The following is a 24,635-nucleotide window of genomic DNA, read 5'->3' on the forward strand; positions in this document are numbered from 1 at the left end:
GACGCCTATAACAGAGCATGCCAGCACTCAAGCCATGCGGTACCCCTACCGGCCGCACCGCACCGGTCCTCCGGCCCCGCGAGGGGGGCCTGGACAGCCAATCGGGGGAAAATCGCCCCCCTTGTGACTTTGATCACCCGACGTGGGTCAGGCGCTCTCCACACTGTCCAACTGCAGAGTCGTCGGCAGCTCGGCCCTGCGCGACACCCTGAGCTTGCGGTAGACCCGCGTCAGATGCTGTTCCACCGTACTGACCGTGATGAACAGCTTGCGACTGATCTCCAGATTCGTATGCCCGACCGCGGCCAGCGTGGCCACCCTGCGCTCGGCGTCACTCAACATGTCGATGCCCGCTTCCTCTTCTCCGTGCCCACCCGAAGCGGGTACGGCGGGCAGAACCGCCGTCACCGCGCCCGCGTGGATCTTGCCTGCGATTTGCTGGGCACGGCGAGCCGTCATCCGCGCCCTCGTGAACTCACCCAGCCGGTGATACGCATTGCTGAGATCGGCCAGCGACGCCGCCAGCTCGGCCCTGTCGTTGCTGGCCTGCAGCAGGTCGACCGACTCACGCAGCAACGCCGGCCTGCGCCGCGCCTCACTGGCCCCGGCCAGCGCCCGCAACGACAACCCCCTGGTCCGTACGGCGCCGCCACCGAGCCGGTCGAGCTGCTCGGTGACCAGGTCCTTGGCGGCCTCACGACGTTCGAGGTCGAGCAGGGCCAGGGCCAGGTCGCTGCGCCACGGCAGGAACGCCGGGGAGTCCATGCGCCGCCGTACCACCAGCCTGCCGCAGCGCTGGAAGGCGTCGAGTGCGGCATGCGGACGCCCGGCGGCGAGGTGGTAGCGACCCCTGGCCCGGAGGTACTGCGCGCCGAACCTGGTGGCGAACATGGCGTCGGGCACCAGGAACCTCAGCTCCTCGCCCGCCTCGTCCAGCCTGCCCATCCACACCAGCGCCAGCACCAGCGTCGCCAGCGGATCTCCGACCGCCACGCCCCAGCTCTGTCTGGGCAGCAGCACCAGCGCCTGCCTGGCCCGCTCGGCCGCCAACGGCAGGTCGCCCTGGCGCAGGGCCAGCTCGCCCCGCAATGCCGACAGCTGCGCCTGCCAGGTGCTCGCGCCACGCCTGGACGCCTCGGCCAGCAGCGCGTCGCACAACCCGGCCGCACGTTCGGCCCGATCGGCGTAGGCCAGGGCGAGCAGCGCGGCGACCGCCGCCTCGACGGTGTGGTCGTCGAGGAAGCGCCCCTGCAACGCCCGCTCGACCAGCTTGGCGGTGTCCTCGCTACGTACGTCGACCTGCGACGACGCCAGCGGATTGACCTCGAGCACCCCCGAGACGATCTCGCTCACCGCCATCCCGGCCCGCTTGGCGGCTCCCGTGTGCCCGCCGAACGACACGGCTCGCCGTACGCCGGGGGTCTCGTTGCCCGTAGGGGTCGCCCGCCTGCCGCCGAACGACGGGCCTTTGCGCACGGCGCCGGTCTGGCGTGGTGCGGGCTGCCTGAGGACGTTCTCGTCGGGGTGGTGCAGCCATCGGTGGATCGAGCGGAGTTCGGGCGACCAGTCGGGTTCGCCCGCCATCTGGGCGCCGAGCCTGGACTGGCGTGAGCGTGCGCGCCCGGCCGCCAGGAGGCCTGCCACGCCTGCCGCGGCCTCGCTCTGGCCGTGCCAGTGGAGGTATCGGATGAGTTGTACCTGCTCGCCAGGGGTCAGCAGTCCTCGGTCGGCCGCCTGACGCAGGTCGCCGAGCCGCCTGGCGACGGCCGAAGGGTTCAGTCGCCACTCGGCCTGGCACAGGGACGCCAGGATCGTGGCCCTGCCCTGCTCGTCGTGGCATCGGTCGAGCGCCATGCGCAGGCACGCGGCGGCGTGCTCGGCCCGGTCGGCGCACATCGCCTGCTCGGCCGCCTCACGCAGCACGGGGACCAGCCACTCCCACGGCGGCGGCTCGCAACGCAGCAGGTGCTCGGCGATCTCCCCGCCCTCCGCGTCGCGCTCGCGCAGCAACTCGGCGGCACGCCGATGCATCTCGCCGCGCTCGGCCGACCCGAGCCCTTCGAGTACGGCCTGACGGGCGAGCGGATGCCTGAACCTGCCCTCCAGCAGCAGTCCGCCCTGCTCCATCACGTCGACCCCGCGCGCGACACTCTCGTGCTCGCCGCCCACGAGCAGACGCACGACCTCGGTGGACACCACGCGCCCGAGCACCGCCACGCCCTGCGCCACTTCCAGCAGGCCGCGCTCCCCGCGATACAGACAGGCGAGCACGGCGAGCTTGAACGCCCATCCCACCGTCGGCGCCGCCCCGCCGCCCTCCGCCGGATCGTCGTGGGAGCCGGAAGCGGCCGGACCCGCGGGGCCGGGCAGCTTCACGCCGGGCAGCAGCCCGCCCCCGGCCGAGACGCCTCCCTCGAACACCTGGCCGGGCCCGGGCATGCCGTACGTCGCGCCGAGCACGTTGCGCGGCCTCGCCGACGCTGTGCCCACCCCACCTCCTTCCGCCAGGTCGCTCGCCAGGGCCCGCACCAGCAGCGGGTTTCCACCCGTGGCCGCGTGGACCCATGGCGCGTGCGCCCGAGCCGCCGCATCGCCGTACCCGGCGGCCAGCAGACAGGCGACTCCGGCTTCCGACAGCGGCGACAGATACATCGTGCTGATGTGCGACTGCCCCATCAGCTCGGTCCATGCCTTGGGCCCCGGCCGCCAGTGCTGGGTGCCGGTCGACATGATCACCAGAACGCGGTGCGCGCGCATGCGCCTGATCAGCGAGAACAGGGCCTGCAGCGAAGGCTCGTCGACATGCTGGACATCGTCGATGACGACGACGACCGGGCGCTGGTGCGAGAGCTCCAGAATCGCCCGGCAGACCCCGTGCGCGGCCATCGCGAGATCGGCGTCCTCGCGCGTGCGCGCCTCGTGCACGGCCTCAAGGGTCGGCCGGGGCAGGTCGACGCAGTCGACGAGCTGGTCGAGCACGGCCCACGGCAACTGCTGCTCGCACTGCGAGGCGGCGGCCCTGAGCAGGAACACCTCATGCCTGACCACGCGCTCGGCGAAGACGTGCAGGAGCTCGGACTTGCCACTGGCCAGCGGGCCGCTGACCAGCACCGCCCTGCCCTTCCCCGTCGCGCATTCGGTGTACATGGCGGCCAGTTCGGCGATCTCCCCAGCGCGTCCGGCCAACATCTGACTCGCGCCTCCCCGTATCGACACGAAGGTCGTCTCCTCCGGCTCCGTATCACGCGATCCGCCGGTAGGTCGTTCTGTGCTGTGAGTATCGAATGCCATTCGAACGATCTCCCATTCCTTCGCCTTCTGCGGGAACGGCCGGCGTCGACACCGGAAATAGTTCCGGCATGTCGGCCGGGGCCGGGAATGACCGAAGGGCGAAGCCCTGGACGGCCCCATTCCCGATCGTGCGCCGGGTCGCCGAAATAGCGCGTCCGGCCCGATCGATCTTCCTGTGCTCAGACGAGGAGAACTTCAGAGGATCGGCTCATATTCAGACGCTGATCTTCTTCTCGTCACGAGCGACATGAATGTCATCAGACGCGACACGAATTCCGGGAATCGCGAAAAGAGGGCGTCGTTTCCCCGCCAAGGAGTGCTCGTGACAATGTCCGTCCACGAGCGTCTGATTGTCGCCCCCGCGACCGTGTCCGCCGTTCCCCGTCTGCCGAGCGTGGTTTCGCTTCCCCCTGTCGTTCAGCCGTCGTCCAGCGATCATGACGGGCCTGTCCGCGTGCGCCCGTCGTGCCTCGGGTGAACTCAGTGCCCCGTGCTCACACCCTCGGCGTCCGTGCACTCGATCATGACCGTACGTGACCGCGCCTGTCGCCATTCCTGTCAGAGCAGGCGACCGGGCACGGACATGCTGGGCATATGTCATCCCCGACACCCCGTGCCACCTTCGCGAGAAGGCGGCCTTTTGCTAACAAACATACATCCCCGTTGTGCGGTTACCGTAGCGCGTTCTCCGAGACGTCGTCGAGCCCTAACCGGATCGATATGGAAGCGATGCGACCGAAAACGATTTCGGCCGCAGGGCCGCCGGACATCACGACACCACTCACATGTGCACTGCTCATATTTCCGGGAAATGCCTTCGGCATTATGGAACGCGCAGATCAACGGGCCGCGCCACCCCGACGCCACCTCAGCCGACCAATCGCCCGGCGATCCGGACCCACCTGTCCGGCCTGCCAATGACCGCCCCGGCGTCGGCCGGCAGGAGACCGGCTCTGGCGAAACACTCGGCCTCGGCATGGCCGTTGAACAGATAGGCCCGCAGGATCCCGGCCGGCGACTCCTCGTCATGGGCGTCGCCGCCGCCCGGGTGGGTGTCCCACTCGACGATCTCACCGTCGACAGCGGCACTGCCCTGATTGCCGCTCTTGGGATTGGCGTAGAGCCCATAACACGCCGTGCCCGCCGAAAGCGCCTCCTGAACACGGGGATCGGCGGCGCCGAAGCCCCACGGCTGGGCCACGACGCACCCGCCCGGCACATCCGTCACCGAGACGACGACAAGGCTCGCGTCCATGTCGCTCCACGGATCCTCGAGGAACTTCTCCACGACATCGTCGTCGACCGGCACGCCCTCCAGCCGCCGCACGGCTTCGGCCGCGTCGATCCCGGCCACACAGGCCAGACTGTGCCCGTCGTCGTCGATCCCGGCCAGGGCGGCCACCAGGGCCCGCCCGTCGCGGACCAGGTCGCTCTCCGCCTCCGACAACTGGGCCTCCGACAACTGGGCCTCCGGCGACCCGGCCTCCGGCGACCCGCGCTCGCCCGAGGGCGGCGGGAAGAGGTCCGGCGTGGGACCGGCCAGCGCCAGCCGTCCGGGAGACCAGCCGTTCATCATCGGGCGCCACGGGTCCGCGCCCGCCGCCACCAGTGCACGCGCATTGCCCGTGTTGTCATGGAACAGGGCGACCCACAACGCACTGCGCCCCTCGTGCTCGACGTCCACGTCGCCGACCCGGGCCGCGAGCTCGGCCACCACGGCGGACGAGCCCTCCCTGGCGGCCACGTGCAGCAGCGGCTCGCCGTGCCGCCAGCCCGCGTCGGGATCGGCTCCGGCGTCGAGCTTGGTCAGAACCCGCGCGAGGTCGCGCAGCCCCTCCCACCCCATGTCCGACCAGTCGGCCTTCACGAGCCTCTCCCTCCGCAACCGTCGAGGGGCAACAGGATGCCAGGCTTTGACGATGAGCACAAGTGTTCGAATAATACTCCGTTATCGTGCGGCGACACCGAGTGACGCCCTACACTCGGCACCTATGTCGAACACCATCACGATCCGCGAAGCCGTGCTCTCGGACGCCGACGCGGTGGGCGAGGTGCACGCGGCGGCCTGGAGCGCCGCCTATGCGGCGTTCTTCGCGCCGGGCTTCTTCGCCGCCGCCGTCGAGGAGCGCCGCACCAAGTGGCACGCCCGGCTGGCCGAGGGGCGCGACACGGTGCTCATCGCACGCCAGGAGGGGCGGCCCGCCGCCTACGCGTGCTTCGGCCCTTCGCCGAGCCGGGCGGGATCGATCGAGATTCACGGTTTCTACGCACATCCGGACCTGTGGGGCACGGGCGTCGCCGCCACCTTGATGACCGCCACACTCGGCCGCATTCGCGAGGACGGCGCCCGGCACATCCACCTTTGGACGCTGCGCGACACCCCGCAGTCCCGTCGTTTCTATGCCAAGCACGGCTTCACCCTGTCGTCCGGCACGCGAGGGCACGATTTCGGCGACGGCCAGGCGATCGCGCAGGTCGAATACGAGCGCAACGACTGACCTGCGTCCAAAAGAACAGCGGCAAGCCGGATATGTCACAGGAAATGGTGCCGTTTCAGTACTTCTGACAAATCGTTTCAGTACCTCTGACGGATACCGGTACGGAGCCAGTGCGCAGTTATCGTCAGCCAACCGTCGCACCCCCCAGACGGAGGTCTCATCCGTATGAGTCTCAGGCCCTGGACTGCCATCGTGGCCATCGCCATGATCTTCGCGACCGCCTTTCCGGCCGCGGCAGCCGTACCCGACAAGCAGGCACCTTCATCCCAGGCTCCGGCCTCGCTCCAGGCCCCGGCCCCAGCCCAGGCCCCCGCCCCGCTGCTCGCCGATCCGGTCACCCCGGCGGGCGAGCAGCAGGCGGCCGACCTCGCGCTGCGCTACGGCGCGAGCGGGCGGCAGTGGTCGACCGAGATCAGGCGACCGGGCTCCAGTTACGTCAAGGTGCACTTCGCCGCGCTCAAGCTCGTGCCCGGCGACTACCTCACCGTCGCCTCGCCCGACCGGCGCGAGGTGCACACCTACTACGGCGATCCCACACTCGCGGCCAACACCCGTAACTCCGGACACACCGTGCACGGCACGCCGGGCTTCGCCGCGCTGTCGATCGACGGCGACACGGCCGTGCTCACCCTGCACGCCACGGGGACGCGCTCCGGCTCGCGGCTCACGCGCGAGGGTTACGGCGCCGTCGTCGACCACTACTACCGCGGCTTCACCGGTGACGAGGCCGCCGCCCGCGCGCCGCGCTCCTTCTCCGTGTGCGGCACCGACGCCCGTCGCGACGTCGTCTGCTACCGCGACAGCCATCCGGTCGAGTACGCCAAGAGCCAGGCGGTCGCCCGCCAGCTGCTCGACGGGCTCGGGCACTGCACGACGTGGCGCGTCGGCAACACCAACCGCATGCTGACCAACAACCACTGTATGGAGAACGCCGCCGACCTGGCCTCCAGCGAGTTCCAGTTCGACTACCAGTGCGCCACCTGCGGCGGCAACAACCCGCGCGCCGGTGTGAAGGTGAGCGGCGCCCAGTTCCTGAAGACCAGTGCGCTGGCCGCGCTCGACTACACCCTCTTCAGCGTCAACAACTTCGCCTCCATCCAGCAGTTCGGCACGCTGTACCTCGACCCGCGCCCGCCCGTCGCCGGTGAGCGGATCTACATCCCGGGCCACGGCGACACGCTGCCGATGAAGCTGTCGCTGTACGAGGACACCCAGGGCGGCGCGACCTGCAAGATCGACGTGGTGTCGTCCGGGGTCAACACCGGGTACCGCTGTGACACCTCCGGAGGCAACTCGGGCTCGCCCGTGCTGGCCGCCTCCAGCCACAAGGTGATCGCCCTGCACCACCTCGGCGGCTGTCCCAACTGGGGCACCAGGATCACCGAGGTCTACAACGAGATCTCCACCATGATCGACAACAACCCGCCGACCGGCGGCAACGACTTCTCGATCGGCCTGTCCCCCGGCTCGGCCACCGTGCAACCGGGCCAGAGCACGACCTCGACCGTGTCGAGCACGGTGACGAGCGGAAGCCCACAGCAGGTCATGCTGACGATCACCGGCCTGCCCAACGGCGTCACCGCGACGCTCGCCCCCCAGGTCATCCAGTCGGGCGCCTCCTCCACCCTGACGCTCGCGACCACCGCCCAGGCCGCGGCGGGCACGTACACCCTCACCGTCCAAGGTGCGGGCGCCACCGCCACCCGCACCGCGACCTTCGCCCTGACCGTCGGCGGCGTCAATCCCCCGCAAGGCTGCCCCGGCTACGAGAGCACCAAGACCGGCACGCTGACCAGCGGCGCCAACCAGTACCAGCCCGACGGCCAGTACTTCCAGACCACCACGACCGGCCCGCACCGCGCCTGTCTGGACGGCCCGACGGGCGCCGACTACGACCTGTACCTGCAGAAGTGGAACGGCTCCACCTGGGCAGCCGTCGCCCAGGGCGCCACCGCGAGCGCCGACGAGACCCTCACCTACACCGGCACCGCCGGCTACTACCGCTACCGCATCCACGCCTACTCGGGCACCGGCGCCTACACCCTCGGCTACGACGCCCCCTGACGTAGCCGCCCCCAACGGCGACCCCGGCACGGCCACCCCGTGCCGGGGTCGCCGCCGTCGCGGTGAGCCGGAACGACCTGCCGTCGTCGACGACGAAGCGCTGATCGCGGAGACGCCCATGCGGGCGTGTCGGCGACCGGTGTACGTGAGCCGATCGTCAACCGGCCGGTGGCCATGCCGTCAAGCACGGCACGCCACATCGCGACCTTGGCCCTGGCCCCGCTCGTGCCACGAGGCCCTGCTCCGATGCCACCATGTCCAGAGCCCGCAGCAGCCGCCCGAAGGCGTAGTGCGGCGACGCCGTGAGCCGCGGCTCCTCCGACACGAGAACCTCCCGAGGACGGACACGGGCCCCGCCCGGCGATCCTCCGCCGATCAACAAAGAAACCCCAGCCCGGACATGCCAGGCTGGGGTTTCGCGCTGTGCGCCGCCAGGGACTCGAACCCCGGACCCGCTGATTAAGAGTCAGCTGCTCTAACCAACTGAGCTAGCGGCGCTTGCGACATGGATAACTCTAGCAGCCCGCGAGCGCCGCTCGCACATCAGTCGAGACGTGTGGCCAACGACCGGTAAACGCCGAGCGCCAGCTCCCAGAAGCGGGGCACGTCCAGGGAGGTGGCGACGAGGGCGTTGGGCGTGGGGGCGGCGAAGTCGACGACGGTCATGCCGGTGGTGAGGCGGCCTGTGGTCTCCACCTCGACCGATGCGGGCGTGTACCGCATCAGCGTGGGGTCGATGAGGTGGGCCACCGCGCAGGCGTCGTGCACGGCGGGGCCGTCGACGGCACCGACCAGGCCGGAGAACTCGCAGCACGGGACGAGCAGGGACGAGAGGCGGCCCAGGTCGCGCATGCGGTCGAGGACGGGCGTGGTGACCTTGGCCGTGCGGGTGACGTCGAGCGGGACGAGGGTGGTGGTCCAACCGGCGGCGAAGACGATGGCGGCGGCCTCGGGGTCGGTCGCGATGTTGAACTCGGCGGCGGGGCTGTGGTTGCCCCGGGTGTACGCGCCTCCCATGACGACCAGGCCTTTGGCCCACTCGACGACCCGGGGCTCACGCCGTACGGCGAGTGCGATGTTGGTCAGGGGGCCGACGGCGACCAGGGTGATCTCGCCGGGCCTGGCGCGCAGGGTGTCGACCAGGTAGTCGACGGCGTGCAGGTCGGACAGCGGGCGTACGGGGGCGGGCAGGCGGGCGCCGCCGAGGCCGGTGGCGCCGTGGACGCGTACGGCGTGCACGCGTTCGCGCAGCAGGGCGCCGGGGCTGCCGGCGACGACGGGCACGCCGTCGGGCAGGCCGAGGAAGTCGCGCAGGGCCAGGGCGTTGGCCGTGGTGTGGGTGAGGTCGACATTTCCGGCGACGGTGGTGATGCCGACGAGGTCGACGGCGGGCGATCCGTGCGCGAGCGTCAGGGCGAGGGCGTCGTCGATACCGGGGTCACAGTCCAGGATGATCGGGTGGGGCATGCACCCAGCTTAGAAAGCCGGACGAAGAGGACCAGCGCACAATCCCCCAAGCCCGGAAACGCCCCCACATACGACCAGTACACAATCCCCCAAGCCCGGAAACACCCCGCACACACGAATCGGGGCCGGAAGTCCCCCAACTTCCGGCCCCGATCTACCGCGGTCCAGGCCGACACCTTCCCCCGAAGTGTCGGCGGTCCCGCTCAAGCAGACGACGGTCCCCCTCCGCGTCCGCATCGGCAAAAGTCTGCAAGTAGGTTCGCAGCACCCTTGACCTGCTCCAACACTACAGAGACGAATGCAACGAACCTCCCATGAAGAGGTCCGTTATCCGGCATAACAACCTAGGGAAGCTCCAAGTGCACCTCGGTGCCCTCCTGGAGGGAGCGGCTCACGGTGCAGTACTTGTCGTGCACGCGATGGGCGACCGCACGGTAGACCTCGTCGGCCTTGTCCGAAGGGACCTCGACGTCGTAGGTGACGGTCACGGGGCCCAGCAGGTTCGGCTCGGCCTTGTCGGCGCTCACCGTCATCGCGAGCCGGATGAGCTGGTGCCCGCGCTGGGCGGTCAGCGGCTCGACGGTGACGATGTTGCAGCCGCCGACGGCCGCGAGCAGGAGCTCCACCGGCGAGAACACGCCCTGCTCGTCCCCTGCGCCGATCGCCACCGATGCGCCCCTGCCGTTGGTGGCGACGAAACCGCCGTCGGGGGTGCGTTCCACTCGTACTTCAGCCATGCTCACGACCCTACTGGGAGCTCCAGTCGCACGAGCGTGCCCCCACCGGGTGCGGGAAGCGCGGCGACGCTGCCGCCGTGGCTGTCGACGACCTGCCTGACGATCGCCAGGCCGAGCCCGGACCCGGGCCGCGAGCGGGCATCGGCCGCACGGTAGAAACGGTCGAACACGTGGGGCAGATCGGCCACCGGGATACCGGGACCGTGATCGCGCACGGTCAGGATGCCGCCGCGCAGCCGTACCTCGACGGCTCCTCCGGTGGGGCCGTACTTGGCGGCGTTGTCGAGCAGGTTGCCCACGGCTCTGGCCAGGCGGTCGGGCACGCCGCGTACGGGGGTCGGCTCGGTGCGCACGTCGTAGGAGGTCGCGGGCCAGTGCGCGCAGGCCCTGGTGACCTGCCTGCTGACGATCTCGTCGAGGCGCACCTCCTCGACCAGGGCGGCGGGCTCCTCGTCGCGGGCCAGTTCGACCAGGTCGGCGACCAGGCCGGTCAGCTCTTCGAGCCCGGCCACGACGGCGGCGCCGACCTCGGCCCGGTCGCGTTCGGCGAGGTCGGGGCGCAGCAGCAGTTCGGCATTGGTCCGGACGGCGGTGAGCGGGCTGCGCAGCTCGTGCGAGGCGTCGGCGACGAGCTGTTTCTGCGCCTTGGCCGAGCGTTCGAGCGCGTCGAGCATGGTGTTGAACCCGGCCGCGAGCCTGCCGATCTCGTCGTCGCGCTCCACCGTGATCCGCAGGCCGAGGTCGCGGTTGGCCGCGACCGTGTCGCTGAGCGCCGACATGGGCTTCAGCGAGGCACGGGCGGCCAGCCAGCCGAACAGCCCGGCCAGGACCAGCCCTCCGGCGGCGACCGCGGCGAACGGCCAGCCGAACTCGGCCTGCCACCGGCCGAGCTGCCCCAGCACACTCTCCATGCGGCGGCACGTGACGTAGTACGCCACGCCGAGGGCGACCAGGACGCTGAGCGCCGCGGCGATCCCGGCGGAGAGCGCCAGCCGTACCTGGAGTCTCATGACGACTCCCGCAACGCGTAGCCCAGGCCGTGCACGGTGTGGATGAGCCGGGGCTCGCCGATCTTCTTGCGCAGGTAGCGGATGTAGACCTCAAGGGAGTTGGAGCCGGGCCTGAAGTCGTAGCCCCAGATGCGTTCCAGGATGACCTCCCTGGTCAGGGTCTGTCCGGCATTGCGGAGCAGAAGCTCCAGCAGTGCGAACTCGGTGCCGGTCAGGTCGAACAGCCGTCCGTCACGCCGTCCCTGCCTGCTGTCGGCCAGCAGGGTGAGCCCGGCGTACTCCAGCGGCGGCTCGAACCCGGAGGTACGGCGCAGCAGCGCCCGCACCCTGGCGAACAGCTCCTCCAGTGCGAACGGCTTGACCACGTAGTCGTCGGCCCCGGCGTCGAGCCCGTCGACCCGGTCGCCGAGTCCGGACAGTGCGGTCAGCATGAGCACCGGCGTGCGGTCGCCCGTGCCGCGCAGCCTTCGGCACATCTCGATGCCGTCGAGCCTGGGCATCATCACGTCCAGCACGATCAGGTCCGGCCGCTCGGCCTCGATCGCGCTCAGCGCCTCCTGCCCGTCGCAGGCCGTGCCGACCCGGTGCCCCTCCAATCGGAGTGCACGCGAAATCGCTGCTCTGACCTGGGGTTCGTCGTCGACGACGAGGACGTCGGCCACCTCTTCACCTCGTTCTCATAAACGTGGCGCATTCTCCATGACATGACTACCAGCACCCTGACGCGAGCGGCGGCCCCGATCCGGTTCAGCGCCTCGGTGCTGTTCTGGACCGGCGCCGCACTGGCCGTGCTCCCCGTGCTGCCCTATGCGGCGAACGTCCCCCTGCACGGTAGCGGCCATGTCGCGGCGGCGGCGTTCGGGTATCTGATCGGCGCGCAGATCCTGCTGATGAGCCGGATGCGCACCCTGGAGGAGATCGCCGGGCTCGGCTGGACCCGCAAGGTCGGCCACCGCGCCTTCCTCGCCGTGTACCTGGCGGGCGCGGCCCTGTTCACCCACCACGTGCTGACCGAGGAGGACCTGACGTTCTGGGCCGTCCTGTACGGCGGCGCGCTGGCGATGCTGGCCTGGGCGCGTGCGGTGCGCCCGGCGGTGCTGGCCCGCAGGCACAGGTTCACGGTGACCTCGGTCGACGGCACCTCGATCCACATCGGCGGCCAGGACCTGCACCTGCTGGCGGCGCGGCCGGGGCAGTACCTCAGGCTGCGGCTGCTGACCCGCTCGGGCTGGTGGCAGGCGCACACGATCGCCCTGTCTGCGGCGCCGAAGGCGGGCGAGCTGCGCGTCACCGCGCTCGGCCTGCCGCCCGGCGCGAGAGCGGGCACCCGGGTGATCGTCGAAGGGCCCTACGGCGACTGCACGGCCGAGGCGAAGGTGAAGGACGGCACGCTGCTCGTCGCCTCGGGCGCGGGGCTCGCCCCGGCCAGGGCGCTGCTGGAGGCGCTGCCCGCCGGACCCGGGCGCACGGTGCTGCTGTGCCGAGCCAGGGACGAGGACGGCCTGCTGCTCGGCCCGGAGCTGCGGCGGCTGGCCGAGACGAAGGGCGCCAGGCTCATCCTGGCGCTCGGCCCGGAGCACGACCCGGTCGCCAAGGAGATGTTGAGCACATCGGGCCTGGCCAGACTGGTGCCGGACGTGGCCGACCGCGATGTGTTCCTGAGCGGCCCCGCCGAGTTCGTGGCCTATGTCGGCTCCGCACTCGGCCGCCTGGACGTACCCGACCGCAACATCCATCCGGCGCTGGCCGAGGCCGACCGCTGAGCGGCCTTACACCGGCGTTATGGAAACGATGCGAATCTGAGATCCCTTGATCTGGACGCGAGAGGACACGACGCGATGACTTTCCCTGGAGCGGCTCGCCTGGAGATGGTGATGGGCACGCCGGTCAGTGTGGACATCCGCACCGCCCTTCCCGCCCGTGAGCTGGAGCCGATGATCGACGACGCGTTCGCCTGGCTGCGCCGTACCTCCGAGGAGCTGGGCGGTCTGCGCACCGGGCTGGCGGTGGAGCGGCTGTCCAGGGCGCTGAACCTCTCCGGCGCCGTCGACCACCGCATCAGGGCCGGGTACAGCGTCCGGGTGCGCGGCTCGGCCGGTCCCGGCAGGCGCTGGCGGATCGGCATCCGCGACCCGCGCACCGGCGACCTGCGCAAGGTCGTCTTCGCCCACGACCTGGCCGTCGCCACCGTGTGCCCGCCGGGCGACCGGCTCGACTCGGTCACCGTGATCGGCCCCGACCTGGCCGTCGCCGACGCCTACGCCGCCACCATGTGTGCGATGGGCCCCGACATGGCCCGGCGTTTCGCCCAGGAGCTGGTCTCCCAGCCCTACGAGAGCAGCCCATACGACGCCCTCATCGTCGGCCCCGACGGCCGCCCGTACAGCACACCCGGCTTCACCGCCTACAGCGGCGCGGCCTAAGCGTCCGGATGCTTGGTCAGGTACTCCACGTACACCGGTCGCAGCGCCTCGCCGAGCTCACCCTCGCCCGCCGCCATGGCATCGCTGAGCAGGGCCGAGACCCGGCTCAAATCGTTGGCCGCCTCGCCCCCGTGCCCGCTGGCCGCCTCCGCGGCCGGGATCACCTTGAGCAGGTCCCACAGAAACCCGAAATCCCCATGACGTACGGCGTAGCGCACGGCACGGTCGTGCAACTCGCTGGCGGGCAACGACTCAAGCGCCTCGGTGTCCATGTTTCTCCTCCCCTGCACCGCTCCTCCCCTCGATTCGGCATGCGTAACGTCATCAAAGTCGAACGATCATCTTTCCGGTGTTGCCGCCGTCGAGCAGGTCGATGAAGGCCTGAGGGGCGGCTGCCAGGCCGTCCACCACGGTCTCGTCCAGCACCACCTCGCCCGAGCGCAGCCATCCGGCCATGTCGCCGAGCAGGTCGGGCATGCGCGCTCCGTGATCGCGGGCCAGCATGCCGCGCAGCGTGAGCCGCTTGCCGACGCACTGGGCCAGATTGCGCGGCGCCGGGTTCGGCTCGGTCGCGTTGTACACGGCGATCATTCCGCACAGCGCCACCCTGCCGTGCACCCGCAGGGCGCCGATCGCGGCTTCGAGGTGCTCGGCGCCGACATTGTCGAAGTACACGTCGATGCCGTCGGGTGCGGCCTGGGCGAGCTGTTCGGCGACCGGCCCCTGCTTGTAGTCGAAGGCGGCGTCGAACTTCAGCGGCCCGAGCAGGTGGGCGACCTTCTCCGGCGATCCCGCACTGCCGATCACCCGGGAGGCGCCCTTGAGCCTGGCGATCTGCCCCACCAGGCTGCCGACCGCGCCCGCCGCCCCGGAGACGAACACGGCGTCGCCCTCGCGGAACTCGGCCACGTCCAGCAGCCCGGCATAGGCGGTGAGCCCGGTCAGGCCGAGCGCGCCCAGGTAGACCGAGAGCGGGAGTCCTTCGAGCTCCTGGACCTGCCTGGCGTTGGTGCCGTCGACGAGCGCCAGGTCACGCCAGCCGAACCCGTGCAGCACCAGGTCGCCCGGCGCGAGCGCGTCGGTGCGTGAGGCGATCACCTCGCCCACCGCGCCGCCGTCCATCACCTTGCCGACCTCGAACGGCGGCGTGTAGGACCGCACATCGTTCATCCGGCCCCGCATGTACGGGTCGACGGACATGTAGAGGTTGCGGACCAGCGCCTGCCCTTCGGCGGGCTCGGGGTCGGGCAGCTCGGCGAAGGCGAAGTTCGCCAGGGTGGGCCGGCCGACGGGTCGCGACGCGAGACGTATCTCTTCCATGCGACCTACGCTAGGTGACTACATTGCGTAACCGGTGGGCACATAGCGTGCATGTCCGATCAGCAGCTCACCAGCATCCTGGTCATCGCGCTGGGCGCCATGCTGGCCCCGGTGATCGCCGCCAGGCTGGCGAAGCTGGTCAGGGTGCCGAGTGTGGTGCTGGAGATCCTGCTCGGTGTGCTGTTCGGGCCGGTGCTGCTGGGCTGGGTGCAGGTCAGCGACATCGTGGAGACCGTGTCGCAGTTCGGCCTGTCGATGCTGATGTTCATGGCGGGCTACGAGATCGAGTTCCGCCGGATCAGGGGCGCGCCGATCAGGCTGGCCACGATCGGCTGGTTCGTCTCGCTCGTGCTCGGCGCGGCGCTCGGGCTGGTCATCTCGGGATTCACCCTGACCGCGCAGGTGGTGGCGCTGGCGCTGACCACGACGGCGCTCGGCACCATCCTGCCCATGGTGCGCGACGCGGGCGCGCTGCCCACGCCGTTCGGCGGGCGGGTGCTCGCGATCGGGGCGCTGGGCGAGTTCGGGCCGATCGTGGCGATCGCGCTGGTCTTCGGCGAGGGCGAGAAGTGGCACACGGTCCTGCTGATCGCCCTGTTCGCCGTCATCGCTGTGGTCGCGGCCAGGACGGCGGCCCAGCCGCGTCATCCCGTGCTCGCCCAGCTCGTCACCGCCACCATGGGAAGCAGCGGCCAGCTCGCCATCCGCATCGTGATGTTCGTCCTGGTGGCGATGTTGTGGATCGCGGAGAAGTTCGGGCTGGACATCCTGCTGGGGGCGTTCGCGGCCGGCATCGTGATCAGGCTGGCGATGGAGTCGGGGCCGCACATCGAGGAGCATCTCGTCGCCTCCAAGCTGGACGCGATCGGCTTCGGCTTTCTCGTCCCGTTCTTCTTCGTGGTCAGCGGGGTCAAGCTGGATCTGAAGTCGTTGCTGGCCAGTCCGATGAGCCTGCTGCTCATTCCGGTCTTCCTGCTGCTGTTCCTGCTGGTGCGCGGTCTGCCGACGTACCTGCTGCATCGGCGTGACGAGGAGCTGCGGCCGGGTGAGGCGAAGGCGCTGGCGCTGTTCGCGTCGGCCGGGCTGCCGCTGATCGTCGTCATCACCTCGACGGGGGTGGAGTCGGGCGCGATCGACTCGGCCACCGCCGCCGCCATGGTCACCGCGGGTGTGTTCAGCGTGATGATCTATCCGCTGCTCGGCCTGCGGCTCTATCGCTCCGCCGACCGGAAATGCGAGGATCGATCATCGTCGACGCCCTTGGCCTGACCACCGAGACCCGGCGCGGACCCGCCTCGACGAGGTGGCACCGCCCCTGAGCCGCGCGCCTGCCGCCGAACCGGGCAGGATCGAGGAGACGCCCCCTGAGACCATTGATCCACAGTCACGTCGAGACCGAAGGAGGGACGGCACCGCGCTGACTCGCCGGAGCCAGGCGCATCGCCTTCACCATGAAATTCATCCTGAAGATATTGGTGGTGGCGGCCGCTCTGTGGGCCGCCACCCAGATCGTGGACGGCATCACGGTCGATGCCTCCTCCACCGCCAGGTCGTGGGGCACGCTCCTCGTCGTCGCCTTGATCTTCGGCATCGTCAACGCCGTGATCAAGCCGATCATCGAGGTCGTCGGGTGCGCGTTCTACGTGCTGACACTCGGCCTGTTCGCCCTTGTCGTCAACGCCGGACTCATGTTGCTGACGAGCTGGATCTCCACCCAGCTCGATGTGCCCTTCCACGTCGACGGCTTCTGGGCCGCCTTCTGGGGCGCGATCATCGTCAGCGTCGTGAGCTGGGTGCTCAACCTCGTCATCCCCGACTAGTGCGATGATCCTCGACGGTGCCGGCCTGACCTGCGAACAGGTCCACGCCTGCGCGTACGGCGGAGCCCCGGTCTCGGTCGGCGAAAGCGACCGGGCCCGGGCCGCCTGGCGGGCGGCGAAGGCCATGTCAGGTCCGGTGTACGGCCGGACCACGGGGGTCGGCGCCAACAAGGAGAGCGATGTCGAAGGCGGCGGCCTCGACCTGCTGCGCAGTCATGCGGGCGGCGCGGGGCCGCTGATCGAGCCGGTGCGGGCCAGGGCGATGCTCGTGGTCAGGCTCAACCAACTGCTGGCCGGAGGCTCGGGCGTCGATCCCGGTGTGCTGCCCGTGCTGGCCGAGGCGATCAACACCGGGTTCACACCGCCGGTGCGTACCTACGGCGCCGTCGGCACCGGCGACCTGACCGCGCTGGCCACCACCGCGCTGTGCCTGCTGGGCGAGACGGCCTGGCGGCCTCCCGACCCGGCCGTCTTCCTGCCCGAGCCGAGGTTCGCCCTCGACTCCGAGGACGCGCTTCCCTTCATCAGCTCGGGCGCCGCCACCCTGGGCGACGCCGCCCTGGCCCTGCACTCGACGCAGAGGCTGCTGAGTGCGGCCGTGCGCGTGGCGGCCAGGTCCTTCACCGCGATCGACGCCTCCCCCGAGCCGCTGGCGCAGGCCGTACATCTGGCCAGGCCGCACCCGGGACAGGCGGCGACGGCGGCCAGGCTGCGCGAGCTCGTCCAGGGCCAGGGCACCCGCCTGCAGGATCCGTACGGCTACCGCGCGCTGCCCCAGGTGCACGGCGCGGCCGTCGACGCCGTGCGCAGGGCCGAGCAGGTGGTGGGCGTCGATCTGAACGCCGCCTGCGAGAACCCGCTCATCGCGGGCGGCCTGGCCTGGCACAACGGCAACTTCCACTCCGCGCCCGCCGCCCTGGCGCTGGACGCGGCGCGTGCGGCCGTGGCGCAGGCGGCGGCGCTGAGCACGGCCAGGCTGGCCACGCTCATGGAGCCCGCCTACACCGGGCTGCTGCCCTTCCTCGCCGAGGGGCACGGCCGCTCCGGCGCGATGATCCTGGAGTACGTCGCCGCCGACGCGCTGGCCGAGCTGCGGGCGCTGGCGACGCCGGTCACGACGGGCTCGGCGGTGCTGTCGAGGGGCACCGAGGAGCATGCCGGGTTCGCCACCCAGGCGGCCAGGATGGCGCTGCGGTGCGTGGAGCCGCTCGAGGTGGTGCTGGCCTGCGAGCTGGTCGCCGCCGCCCGTGCCCTCCGGCAGCGCGGCCTGACCACCGAGGCCGCCCCCGAGATGCACGACCGCCCTTTGGACGCCGACCTCGAATCGGCACGCGCGACCCTGCGCGACTGGCCCGCCTGAGCCGCCCTCAGGCCGCGCCCACCGACCCCCGTGCCCGCAGGGTCGGCGACTGGACCACGCGCCTGCGTCGGGTGCCGCCGTCGGCGGCGGCCGCGACCAGGCGCACGGCGGCCCTGACGATGCCGTCGATGTCCCAGTCGACGGTCGTCAGGCCGGGCGTCAGCAGCCCGGACATCGGATGGTCGTCGTAGCCCATCACCGACACCTGCCCGGGGATCGACAGGCCGAGCTCGGCCGCGGCGGCGTAGACGCCGTAGGCGATGGAGTCGGCGAAGCAGAACACCGCGCTCGGCCTGGCGTCCGACGACAGCAGCTCCTGGGCCACGGTGGTGGCCGAGGCCAGGTCGTGCGGCGCGGTGACGACGGTGAGGTCGAGGCCGAGCCGGTCGCCTTCGGCGCTGACGTGCACGTCGGCGGGCCGGTCGGGGGTGCTGGCCCGGGTGGGCGTGAGCACGGCGACGCGGCGGTGGCCGAGCGCGTGCAGGTGCTCAAGGGCGAGGGTGACGCCGTGCCTGTTGTCGAAGACGACCTCGCCCGCCGTGCCCGCCCCGGCCAGCCCGTCGCCGATCGCGACGACGGGCACGCTCTCGCACAGGTCGGCCCAGAAGGCGGCGGCCGGGTCGACCGGCTGCACGATCATGCCGTCGACGCGCTGGTCGCGCAGCTGGCTGGCCAGCGAACGCTCACGTGAGGGGTCGCCCGCCGCGTCCAGGATGAGCGCGTAGCGGTCCTTGTCGCGCAGGCCCCTGGCGATGCCGACGGCCAGCGACTGCTGCCAGAGGTCTTCGAGCGAGCCGCAGAGCAGGCCGATCATGCCGGTGCGACCGCTGGCCAGCGCGCGGGCGATGGGGTCGGCCTCGTAGCCGAGCTCGGCCGCCGCCGCGCGCACCCGCTCGATGGTCTCGTCGGAGACCTGCAGACCGCGCAGCGCATAGGAGACGGCCGCCGGTGACAGGCCCGTGGCCTGCGCCAGGTCGCGAATGGTCGCTCGTTTGCGAGGCATCAGGACACCCTACGCGCTGGCTACGACAGTTCGCCGTGCTCCGGCTGAACGAGGGGCGTCCCGCGATTGACACGGAGCCTTGTGAAGCGGTTCACTGAACCGTATCACTGAATCGATTCACTGGATTGACTTTCCAGCGTGATGCGTTTACCTATATTCTTAGTAGGAAATGCGGGGAGGTGTGATCGTGAGCATAGACGTCCATCAACATCTGTGGACGCCGTCCTTCGTGGCGGCGCTGCGCTCGCGCACGTCCCCACCCATGCTCGACGGCTGGACGCTGATCCTCGACGGCGAGCCGCCGTACGAGGTGGACCCGGCCGACCACGAGCACCGCGACGTCGAGGGCCTGGAGCTCGCACTCGTCTCGCTGTCCAGCCCGCTCGGCATCGAGTCGCTGCCGCCGCAGGACGCCTGGCCGCTGATCGAGGCCTACCACGAGGGCGCGCTCGCCCTGCCCGCGCCGTTCGGCGCCTGGGCCGCCACCTGCCACAGCGAGCTCGACGTCGAGCGGCTGGCCAAGGACCTCGACCGGGGATTCGCCGGACTCCAGATCCCGGCGACGGCCCTGCCCGACGACCGCATCTGCGACCTGCTCGTCGAGCGCGACCTGCCGCTGTTCGTGCATCCGGGCCCCGCCGTGCGAAGCGCCTCCGCCGATCCCGGCTGGTGGCCCGCGGTGGTGCCGTACGTGCAGCAGATGCATGCCGCCTGGTTCCATTTCAGGGCGCACGTGCGGCCGCGCCATCCGAGGCTGCGGGTCTGTTTCGCGCTGCTGGCCGGGCTCGCGCCGCTGCACACCGAGCGGCTCATCGCCCGGGGCGGCGGCGACAGAGGCCTGGTCGACCCGGACATGTTCGTCGAGACCTCCTCCTACGGTCCCAGAGCCATCGACGCCGTCGTCCGCGAACTCGGCATCGACGTCGTCGTCAACGGCTCCGACCAGCCCTACGCCACCGCCCCCGACCCGGGCATGGGCGATGCGGCCAAACACGCCATCAGGGTCGTCAACCCTCGTCGTCTACTCAGCAGGAAGGAGACACGCACGTGAGCACGGCACTACCCGCACGTACGCTCGACCGCCGGGAACTGAAGGATCTGGTGAACGAACTGGCAGCCGATCCGTCGCAGTGGCAGGATCAGGTGGCCTTCCCCGAGGACGGCGGCAGGCACTACGCCTCGCTGTACCGGGACGCGTACGTCGACGTGTGGCTGCTGTGCTGGCGTCCCGAGGACGACACGGGCTGGCACGACCACGACATCTCCTCCGGCGCGGTCCACGTCGTGCAGGGCGCCCTGCTGGAGTGCAACCCGCGCATCGGCGGCGAGCACCTGGAGACGGTCGTGACCGAAGGGCAGTCCTTCTCCTTCGGCCCCGACCACATCCACAGGCTCAACGGCGCCGTCGACCACGCCGTGTCCATCCACGCCTACTCACCGCCGCTGTGGCGCCTCGGGCAGTACTCCATCGACGGCACCGGCGTCATGCGCCGTGTCTCGGTGAGCTACGCCGACGAGCTGCGCCCGATGGACGACGTGGCCGACGTCGCCTGAGCCGCGCTCAGCGACGCCCGACCACGGCCGAGGCCAGACCGGGATCGTCGGCGAACGCGCCGTCGATCCCGAGGTCGAGCAGTCTGGTCAGCCAGCCCGCCACATCGCCCGTCGCCCTCGGGTAGGCGGGGCTGGCCGCGTCGCCCAGCCGGTGGTCGAGCGGGAGCTGGGAGTTCTCGTTGCGGATCGTCCACACGTGCACCTGCAGCCGCCTGCGGTGCGCGTCGGCCACCAGCGTCGTCGGCGCGCCCAGCCGCCCGTCCGGGCCGACCGGCACCACCCTGCGCGTGTCGACGCCGATCCCGTCGGCATAGCCCGCCACCTCGCGCAGGCCCTGCGGTGTGACCATGGCGTCGTAGGTACGGCTGTCGCCCGCGGCGGTCCAGTCGTAGGGCGCCCCCGTGGCCGCGACGAGCTGGATGAGCGGGAAGCGCGTGCGCCCCCGCAGCTCGCGCAGGTTCGCCGTCTCGAACGACTGGATGAACACCTTGCGCACCCCGCCGCGCTCCAGCACCCGAAGCAGCGGCTCCTCGAGCGAGAGCCCGATCGAGTCGAAGTACGTCGGGTGCTTGGTCTCCGGGTAGACGCCCACGCCGTGCCGCCTGGCCAGCGCCACGACCTCCTCGAACGTCGGGATCTCGGCCAGCCCGTCGAACGCGGTGTTGGCCGGGCGCAGGTCGGGCACACGCTCCTTGGCCCGAAGCGTCTTCAGCTCGGCCAGGGTGAAGTCCTCGGTGAACCAGCCGGTCACCGGGCGGCCGTCGATGCTCTTGGTGGCCCTGCGCGAGACGAACTCGGGCCTGGCGGCGACGTCGGTCGTGCCCGAGATCTCGTTCTCGTGCCTGGCGACCAGCACGTGGTCCTTGGTCGCGACGAGGTCGGGCTCGATGTAGTCGGCGCCGAGCGCGATGGCCGTCTCGTAGGACAGCAGCGTGTGCTCGGGCCGCAGCGCGCTCGCGCCTCTGTGCCCGATGACGAGGGCGTCGCGCTCCGGGCGTCCTGCGGCGGCGAGATCGGGTTGTAGCAGCACAAGGGCGACGGTACAGGTGACCAGTAGGGCCACGGTCCTTGAGATCATGACGCGCACGGTAGGCGCGTCAGATGGCCGCCCGGTTGCCCGCGAGCACACAGCACGTGGCGCATGCCTCGACGCCGGGAAGCGTGACCCAGAGGCAGCACGTGCGGCGCCGGTAGCCGCCCTCGCCGACCTCGATGAGCCCGTCGACCGGCTTGCCGACGGCCCGCAGCAGCCCCATGTAGTCGCCGGGCACGACATGCGTCAGCGGGTGCGCGAACGCCTCGGCCGTCGAGCCCCACAGCGCGCGCCTGCCGACCTTGACGATCGAGCAGATGGCCTCGATGAGGGGCGCCTGGCCTTCGGCGAGCGCCGAGGCGATGGCGGCCGGCCGGTCGGCCTCCACCCAGGTCACACGCGTCGCGGCCACCGTGAGGCCCTCCTCCTCCACCCTGACCAGGGTGTCGGCCAGCCGCATCACCGGCACCGGCCCGCCCAGCGCCCAGCCGAGCACCATCGGCATGGTGTGCCAGTAGGCGTAGGCCTTCCAGAGCAGCACGGCCCCCACATGCTGCGGCGCGTCCCACCGCGCGGCGTTACGCGCCACCAGGTCACGCAACAGGTCGTACGGCGGGCGCACGAGGTCGGCGACGGGCGTCCAGGAGGGGTCCTGGCTGACCACGAGCGCGGGATGCACACCGAGGGTGCCGCCCCGGTCGGCGGCGAGCCTGTCCAGCACCTCGGTCAGCACGAGTGATTCCCCCATATAGGTTAGCCTTACCTAAGGTATCACTCCGTACACGCGGCAACACAGTCCATGTCCGGCGTTCTGCCTAGGAAACGCCCCGCAGCGGCCGTACCAGTACCAGCACCGAGACGATCCCGGCCAGGCCGACCCACGCGATGGCCTGGTGCACGGGCAGCACCTCGGCCAGCCCGCCGGCCAGCGCCGCGCCCACCGCCTGCCCCGTCATGAGGCCCGCCGACTGCAGCCCGAACGCCTGGCCGCGCACCCGCTCGGGCACCGCCTCGACGAAGCGGCGCTGCAACCCGAGCTGGTAGGCCAGGCACCCGGCCGACAACGCCGCCAGCACGGCCGCCCCCACCAGCCCCGGCGCGAGGAAGAAGGCCACCCACGGCACGCCGATCCCCAGCGCGAGCGGGAAGGAGAGCCGTTCGCGCGTCCTGGGCGCCACGAACCTGCCCACCACGAACTCCCCCACCGCCATCCCCCCGGCCGCGGCGGCCAGGGCGAGCCCCGCGCCCGGCCCGAGATAGGGCACCAGCACCGCCTCGGCGCCCGCCAGGAAGATCACCGGAATCCAGGCGCAGAGCAGCAGCCCGCGGATGTCACGCGCGGCGAACAGCTGCCTGTTGACCCGCAGCGTGGTCCTGACCGCACCGCGTTCGCCCGAGTCGCGCGCCGCCCTTCGCGGCAGGCCGATCCTGATGACGAGGGCGGCAAGCGCCGAGAGCCCCGCGGTCACCGCGAGCGCCCCCTGCGCCCCCACCAGCGCCAGCATGCCGCCGCCGAGCGCCATCCCGCCGATCTGCGCGCCCGCCGACGTCACCCCGAGCAGCGAGCGGCCCAGGACGAACAGGTCGCCGGGCAGCACGTCGGGCAGCAGGGCGCTGCGCGCGGCGCCGAACACCGGCGAGAACAGCCCGGTCACCAGGATCAGCACCAGCATCGCCCAGACCGGCAGCCCCGCGAAGGCGAGCAGCAGGCACAGCACCAGCCTGACCAGCTCACCCGCGATCATCAGCCCGCGCGGCGGCAGCCGGTCGGCCAGCGAGAGCAGCAACAGCCCGCCGACGATGAAGGGCAGCCATCCGGCCATGTAGGCGGCGGCCGAAAGCCCCGCACTGCCCGTGCGCTCCAGCACCAGCACCGACAGCGCCAGCATCTTGACCGCGTCGCCCGCCACCAGCAGCGCGAAGCTGCCGAACAGCACCCGGAACTCCCTGACGGCGAAGACCTCGCCGAATGTGGCTCCCCGCTCGTGTACATCCGTCACGCCCCGATGCTCCGGCGCATCCCCCTCGCCGAGCTAATCTTTCGGACATATCCGAAAGAAGAGCGAATGATCACCCTTGAGGTCACTCCGCAGGACATCGCCGCCAGCAGGTTCGCCATCTCCCCCTTGGTGGAGACCATGCACGCCCTGTGGGCCCTGTCCGGCAAACAGAACGCGGGCCTGCACACCCATTGGGTACGGCTGCGCCGCCCCCAGTACCTGGCCCTCGTCGAGCGGCACCCGGTGCTCAGGGCCGTCGACGCGATCTCCGGCAACAGGGGCAGCGCCAACGTCGACTTCATCGCGCCGCCGCCGACCGGGGTCAGCGTGCCGTTCGAGACCGAGCTCGAAGCGGTCAGGAGCACGCCGCTCGACCAGGCCAGGCGCGACATCGCCACCGTCGTGGCCGGACTGCCGCCGCTGCCCGCCCCGCTGACGGCCCTGCTCGACGACGACAGGATCGCCGAACACGTCGCCGACGCCTTCCTCGCGGTCTGGCAGGAGATCATGCGCCACGACTGGCCGAGGTTCCACGCCGTGCTCGAACGCGACGTCATCCAGCGGGCGGGCCGGCTGGCCACCTACGGCTGGGGCGCCGCCCTTGAGGACCTCAGCTCGCAGGCGCGCTGGCGCGAGGGCCATGTCGAGATCTCCATGCGTCCCGCACATCCGGAGACGATCGCACTGGGCGGTGCCGGGCTGCTGTTCCTGCCGACGGTGTTCGGCGACAGGCTCGGCGCCTATCTCAGCGAGGACTGGCCCTACGCCCTCATCTATCCCGCCAGGGGCATGGGCGCACCGGCGTCCGCGCCCTCCGACGGGCTCTCGGTGCTGATCGGCCGCAGCCGGGCCAGGGTGCTCACCGAGCTCGCCGCGCCCGCGACCACGACGCATCTGGCCGGGCTGCTCGGGCAGGGCGTGGGCACGATCGGCGGGCACCTGGCCGCCCTGCGCACGGCCGGGCTGCTCACCCGCTCGCGTTCGGGCCGGCACGTCCTCTACGCCCGTTCCCCGCTGGGCGACGCGCTCGTGGCGGGCAATGCGCCCTGACGGCG

At 70.9% G+C, this 24,635-nt stretch carries 22 protein-coding genes and 1 tRNA gene; 10 read left to right on the top strand and 13 right to left on the bottom strand.

Annotated features, from left to right (window positions below):
* Positions 1 to 147: 147 nt before the first annotated feature.
* Both ACTWNK_RS35945 and ACTWNK_RS35950 read right to left on the bottom strand, forming a co-directional pair.
* Positions 148 to 3,189, bottom strand: a complete 3,042-nt coding sequence (locus ACTWNK_RS35945) for a helix-turn-helix transcriptional regulator (protein ID WP_474309371.1) — start codon at positions 3,187 to 3,189, stop codon at positions 148 to 150.
* A 970-nt stretch (positions 3,190 to 4,159) separates the two neighbouring features.
* Entirely contained in the window at positions 4,160 to 5,158 is a 999-nt protein-coding gene (locus tag ACTWNK_RS35950) for an ankyrin repeat domain-containing protein (protein ID WP_474309372.1), read from the bottom strand.
* Between the two features lie 124 nt (positions 5,159 to 5,282).
* Here ACTWNK_RS35950 and ACTWNK_RS35955 point away from each other — a divergent pair, with 124 nt between their 5' ends.
* Together ACTWNK_RS35955 and ACTWNK_RS35960 are read left to right on the top strand one after the other, a co-directional pair.
* On the top strand, positions 5,283 to 5,789 hold the full coding sequence (locus tag ACTWNK_RS35955; RefSeq protein WP_474309373.1) for an N-acetyltransferase family protein: 507 nt from the start codon (positions 5,283 to 5,285) through the stop codon (positions 5,787 to 5,789).
* Between the two features lie 165 nt (positions 5,790 to 5,954).
* Positions 5,955 to 7,853, top strand: a complete 1,899-nt coding sequence (locus tag ACTWNK_RS35960; protein WP_474309374.1) for a trypsin-like serine peptidase — start codon at positions 5,955 to 5,957, stop codon at positions 7,851 to 7,853.
* A 424-nt stretch (positions 7,854 to 8,277) separates the two neighbouring features.
* Here the strand turns inward: ACTWNK_RS35960 and ACTWNK_RS35965 are convergent.
* From ACTWNK_RS35965 to ACTWNK_RS35985, 5 genes are all read right to left on the bottom strand, one after another.
* Positions 8,278 to 8,351, bottom strand: a tRNA-Lys gene (locus ACTWNK_RS35965).
* Positions 8,352 to 8,396: 45 nt separating this feature from the next.
* Positions 8,397 to 9,320 carry a nucleoside hydrolase gene (locus ACTWNK_RS35970; RefSeq protein WP_474309375.1) on the bottom strand — a complete coding sequence of 308 codons (924 nt, stop codon included), beginning with the start codon at positions 9,318 to 9,320 and terminating at the stop codon, positions 8,397 to 8,399.
* A gap of 344 nt (positions 9,321 to 9,664) precedes the next feature.
* Positions 9,665 to 10,057 (bottom strand): OsmC family protein, encoded by a 393-nt coding sequence (locus tag ACTWNK_RS35975; protein ID WP_474309376.1) that lies wholly within the window; start codon positions 10,055 to 10,057, stop codon positions 9,665 to 9,667.
* A 2-nt stretch (positions 10,058 to 10,059) separates the two neighbouring features.
* On the bottom strand, positions 10,060 to 11,067 hold the full coding sequence (locus ACTWNK_RS35980; RefSeq protein WP_474309377.1) for a sensor histidine kinase: 1,008 nt from the start codon (positions 11,065 to 11,067) through the stop codon (positions 10,060 to 10,062).
* Positions 11,064 to 11,729: a response regulator transcription factor gene (locus tag ACTWNK_RS35985; protein WP_474309378.1), complete on the bottom strand. Its 666-nt coding sequence runs from the start codon at positions 11,727 to 11,729 to the stop codon at positions 11,064 to 11,066. Before ACTWNK_RS35985 ends, ACTWNK_RS35980 begins: the two co-directional genes overlap by 4 nt.
* Before the next feature lie 42 nt (positions 11,730 to 11,771).
* Between ACTWNK_RS35985 and ACTWNK_RS35990 the strand changes: the two genes are divergently transcribed.
* Together ACTWNK_RS35990 and ACTWNK_RS35995 are read left to right on the top strand one after the other, a co-directional pair.
* A complete protein-coding gene (locus ACTWNK_RS35990; RefSeq protein WP_474309379.1) occupies positions 11,772 to 12,830 on the top strand; it encodes a ferric reductase-like transmembrane domain-containing protein in 1,059 nt (352 codons plus the stop codon).
* 75 nt (positions 12,831 to 12,905) lie between these two features.
* Positions 12,906 to 13,490, top strand: a complete 585-nt coding sequence (locus ACTWNK_RS35995) for an FAD:protein FMN transferase (RefSeq protein ID WP_474309380.1) — start codon at positions 12,906 to 12,908, stop codon at positions 13,488 to 13,490.
* Here ACTWNK_RS35995 and ACTWNK_RS36000 read toward each other — a convergent pair.
* Together ACTWNK_RS36000 and ACTWNK_RS36005 are read right to left on the bottom strand one after the other, a co-directional pair.
* Positions 13,487 to 13,762 (bottom strand): hypothetical protein, encoded by a 276-nt coding sequence (locus tag ACTWNK_RS36000; protein WP_474309381.1) that lies wholly within the window; start codon positions 13,760 to 13,762, stop codon positions 13,487 to 13,489. The two genes, ACTWNK_RS35995 and ACTWNK_RS36000, sit on opposite strands and share 4 nt — an antisense overlap.
* Before the next feature lie 52 nt (positions 13,763 to 13,814).
* Positions 13,815 to 14,810, bottom strand: a complete 996-nt coding sequence (locus tag ACTWNK_RS36005; protein ID WP_474309382.1) for an NADP-dependent oxidoreductase — start codon at positions 14,808 to 14,810, stop codon at positions 13,815 to 13,817.
* A 51-nt stretch (positions 14,811 to 14,861) separates the two neighbouring features.
* On the opposite strand from ACTWNK_RS36005, the gene ACTWNK_RS36010 reads away from it, so the two are divergent.
* From ACTWNK_RS36010 to ACTWNK_RS36020, 3 genes are all read left to right on the top strand, one after another.
* Complete coding sequence (locus ACTWNK_RS36010; protein ID WP_474309383.1) at positions 14,862 to 16,079, top strand: cation:proton antiporter; 1,218 nt, start codon at positions 14,862 to 14,864, stop codon at positions 16,077 to 16,079.
* Between the two features lie 182 nt (positions 16,080 to 16,261).
* The gene (locus ACTWNK_RS36015) at positions 16,262 to 16,630 is read left to right on the top strand and encodes a phage holin family protein (protein ID WP_474309384.1); all 369 of its coding nucleotides are present in this window, start codon (positions 16,262 to 16,264) and stop codon (positions 16,628 to 16,630) included.
* Positions 16,631 to 16,634: 4 nt separating this feature from the next.
* Positions 16,635 to 17,990: an aromatic amino acid lyase gene (locus ACTWNK_RS36020; RefSeq protein ID WP_474309385.1), complete on the top strand. Its 1,356-nt coding sequence runs from the start codon at positions 16,635 to 16,637 to the stop codon at positions 17,988 to 17,990.
* Between the two features lie 7 nt (positions 17,991 to 17,997).
* Here the strand turns inward: ACTWNK_RS36020 and ACTWNK_RS36025 are convergent, their stop codons facing one another.
* Positions 17,998 to 18,993 (bottom strand): LacI family DNA-binding transcriptional regulator, encoded by a 996-nt coding sequence (locus tag ACTWNK_RS36025; protein ID WP_474309386.1) that lies wholly within the window; start codon positions 18,991 to 18,993, stop codon positions 17,998 to 18,000.
* A 187-nt stretch (positions 18,994 to 19,180) separates the two neighbouring features.
* Between ACTWNK_RS36025 and ACTWNK_RS36030 the strand changes: the two genes are divergently transcribed.
* Entirely contained in the window at positions 19,181 to 20,044 is an 864-nt protein-coding gene (locus ACTWNK_RS36030) for an amidohydrolase family protein (RefSeq protein ID WP_474309387.1), read from the top strand.
* A complete protein-coding gene (locus tag ACTWNK_RS36035) occupies positions 20,041 to 20,547 on the top strand; it encodes a cysteine dioxygenase (RefSeq protein ID WP_474309388.1) in 507 nt (168 codons plus the stop codon). Before ACTWNK_RS36030 ends, ACTWNK_RS36035 begins: the two co-directional genes overlap by 4 nt.
* A 7-nt stretch (positions 20,548 to 20,554) precedes the next feature.
* Here the strand turns inward: ACTWNK_RS36035 and ACTWNK_RS36040 are convergent, their stop codons facing one another.
* From ACTWNK_RS36040 to ACTWNK_RS36050, 3 genes are all read right to left on the bottom strand, one after another.
* The gene (locus ACTWNK_RS36040; protein ID WP_474309389.1) at positions 20,555 to 21,625 is read right to left on the bottom strand and encodes a glycerophosphodiester phosphodiesterase; all 1,071 of its coding nucleotides are present in this window, start codon (positions 21,623 to 21,625) and stop codon (positions 20,555 to 20,557) included.
* A 19-nt stretch (positions 21,626 to 21,644) separates the two neighbouring features.
* Positions 21,645 to 22,328 carry a (2Fe-2S)-binding protein gene (locus ACTWNK_RS36045; protein WP_474309390.1) on the bottom strand — a complete coding sequence of 228 codons (684 nt, stop codon included), beginning with the start codon at positions 22,326 to 22,328 and terminating at the stop codon, positions 21,645 to 21,647.
* Between the two features lie 67 nt (positions 22,329 to 22,395).
* Positions 22,396 to 23,580 carry an MFS transporter gene (locus ACTWNK_RS36050; RefSeq protein WP_474309391.1) on the bottom strand — a complete coding sequence of 395 codons (1,185 nt, stop codon included), beginning with the start codon at positions 23,578 to 23,580 and terminating at the stop codon, positions 22,396 to 22,398.
* A 66-nt stretch (positions 23,581 to 23,646) separates the two neighbouring features.
* On the opposite strand from ACTWNK_RS36050, the gene ACTWNK_RS36055 reads away from it, so the two are divergent.
* Complete coding sequence (locus ACTWNK_RS36055) at positions 23,647 to 24,630, top strand: ArsR/SmtB family transcription factor (protein ID WP_474309392.1); 984 nt, start codon at positions 23,647 to 23,649, stop codon at positions 24,628 to 24,630.
* The last annotated feature ends 5 nt before the right edge of the window (positions 24,631 to 24,635 follow it).

This window comes from Nonomuraea sp. IBHARD001, assembly GCF_056106265.1.

Coding starts and splice junctions, on each gene's coding strand:
- ACTWNK_RS35945 (WP_474309371.1), bottom strand. CDS start 3,189: ATGTTGGCCGGACGCGCTGGGGAGATCGCCGAACTGGCCGCCATGTAC.
- ACTWNK_RS35955 (WP_474309373.1), top strand. CDS start 5,283: ATGTCGAACACCATCACGATCCGCGAAGCCGTGCTCTCGGACGCCGAC.
- ACTWNK_RS35960 (WP_474309374.1), top strand. CDS start 5,955: ATGAGTCTCAGGCCCTGGACTGCCATCGTGGCCATCGCCATGATCTTC.
- ACTWNK_RS35970 (WP_474309375.1), bottom strand. CDS start 9,320: ATGCCCCACCCGATCATCCTGGACTGTGACCCCGGTATCGACGACGCC.
- ACTWNK_RS35975 (WP_474309376.1), bottom strand. CDS start 10,057: ATGGCTGAAGTACGAGTGGAACGCACCCCCGACGGCGGTTTCGTCGCC.
- ACTWNK_RS35980 (WP_474309377.1), bottom strand. CDS start 11,067: ATGAGACTCCAGGTACGGCTGGCGCTCTCCGCCGGGATCGCCGCGGCG.
- ACTWNK_RS35990 (WP_474309379.1), top strand. CDS start 11,772: ATGACTACCAGCACCCTGACGCGAGCGGCGGCCCCGATCCGGTTCAGC.
- ACTWNK_RS35995 (WP_474309380.1), top strand. CDS start 12,906: ATGACTTTCCCTGGAGCGGCTCGCCTGGAGATGGTGATGGGCACGCCG.
- ACTWNK_RS36000 (WP_474309381.1), bottom strand. CDS start 13,762: ATGGACACCGAGGCGCTTGAGTCGTTGCCCGCCAGCGAGTTGCACGAC.
- ACTWNK_RS36005 (WP_474309382.1), bottom strand. CDS start 14,810: ATGGAAGAGATACGTCTCGCGTCGCGACCCGTCGGCCGGCCCACCCTG.
- ACTWNK_RS36010 (WP_474309383.1), top strand. CDS start 14,862: ATGTCCGATCAGCAGCTCACCAGCATCCTGGTCATCGCGCTGGGCGCC.
- ACTWNK_RS36015 (WP_474309384.1), top strand. CDS start 16,262: ATGAAATTCATCCTGAAGATATTGGTGGTGGCGGCCGCTCTGTGGGCC.
- ACTWNK_RS36020 (WP_474309385.1), top strand. CDS start 16,635: ATGATCCTCGACGGTGCCGGCCTGACCTGCGAACAGGTCCACGCCTGC.
- ACTWNK_RS36025 (WP_474309386.1), bottom strand. CDS start 18,993: ATGCCTCGCAAACGAGCGACCATTCGCGACCTGGCGCAGGCCACGGGC.
- ACTWNK_RS36040 (WP_474309389.1), bottom strand. CDS start 21,625: ATGATCTCAAGGACCGTGGCCCTACTGGTCACCTGTACCGTCGCCCTT.
- ACTWNK_RS36045 (WP_474309390.1), bottom strand. CDS start 22,328: ATGGGGGAATCACTCGTGCTGACCGAGGTGCTGGACAGGCTCGCCGCC.
- ACTWNK_RS36055 (WP_474309392.1), top strand. CDS start 23,647: ATGATCACCCTTGAGGTCACTCCGCAGGACATCGCCGCCAGCAGGTTC.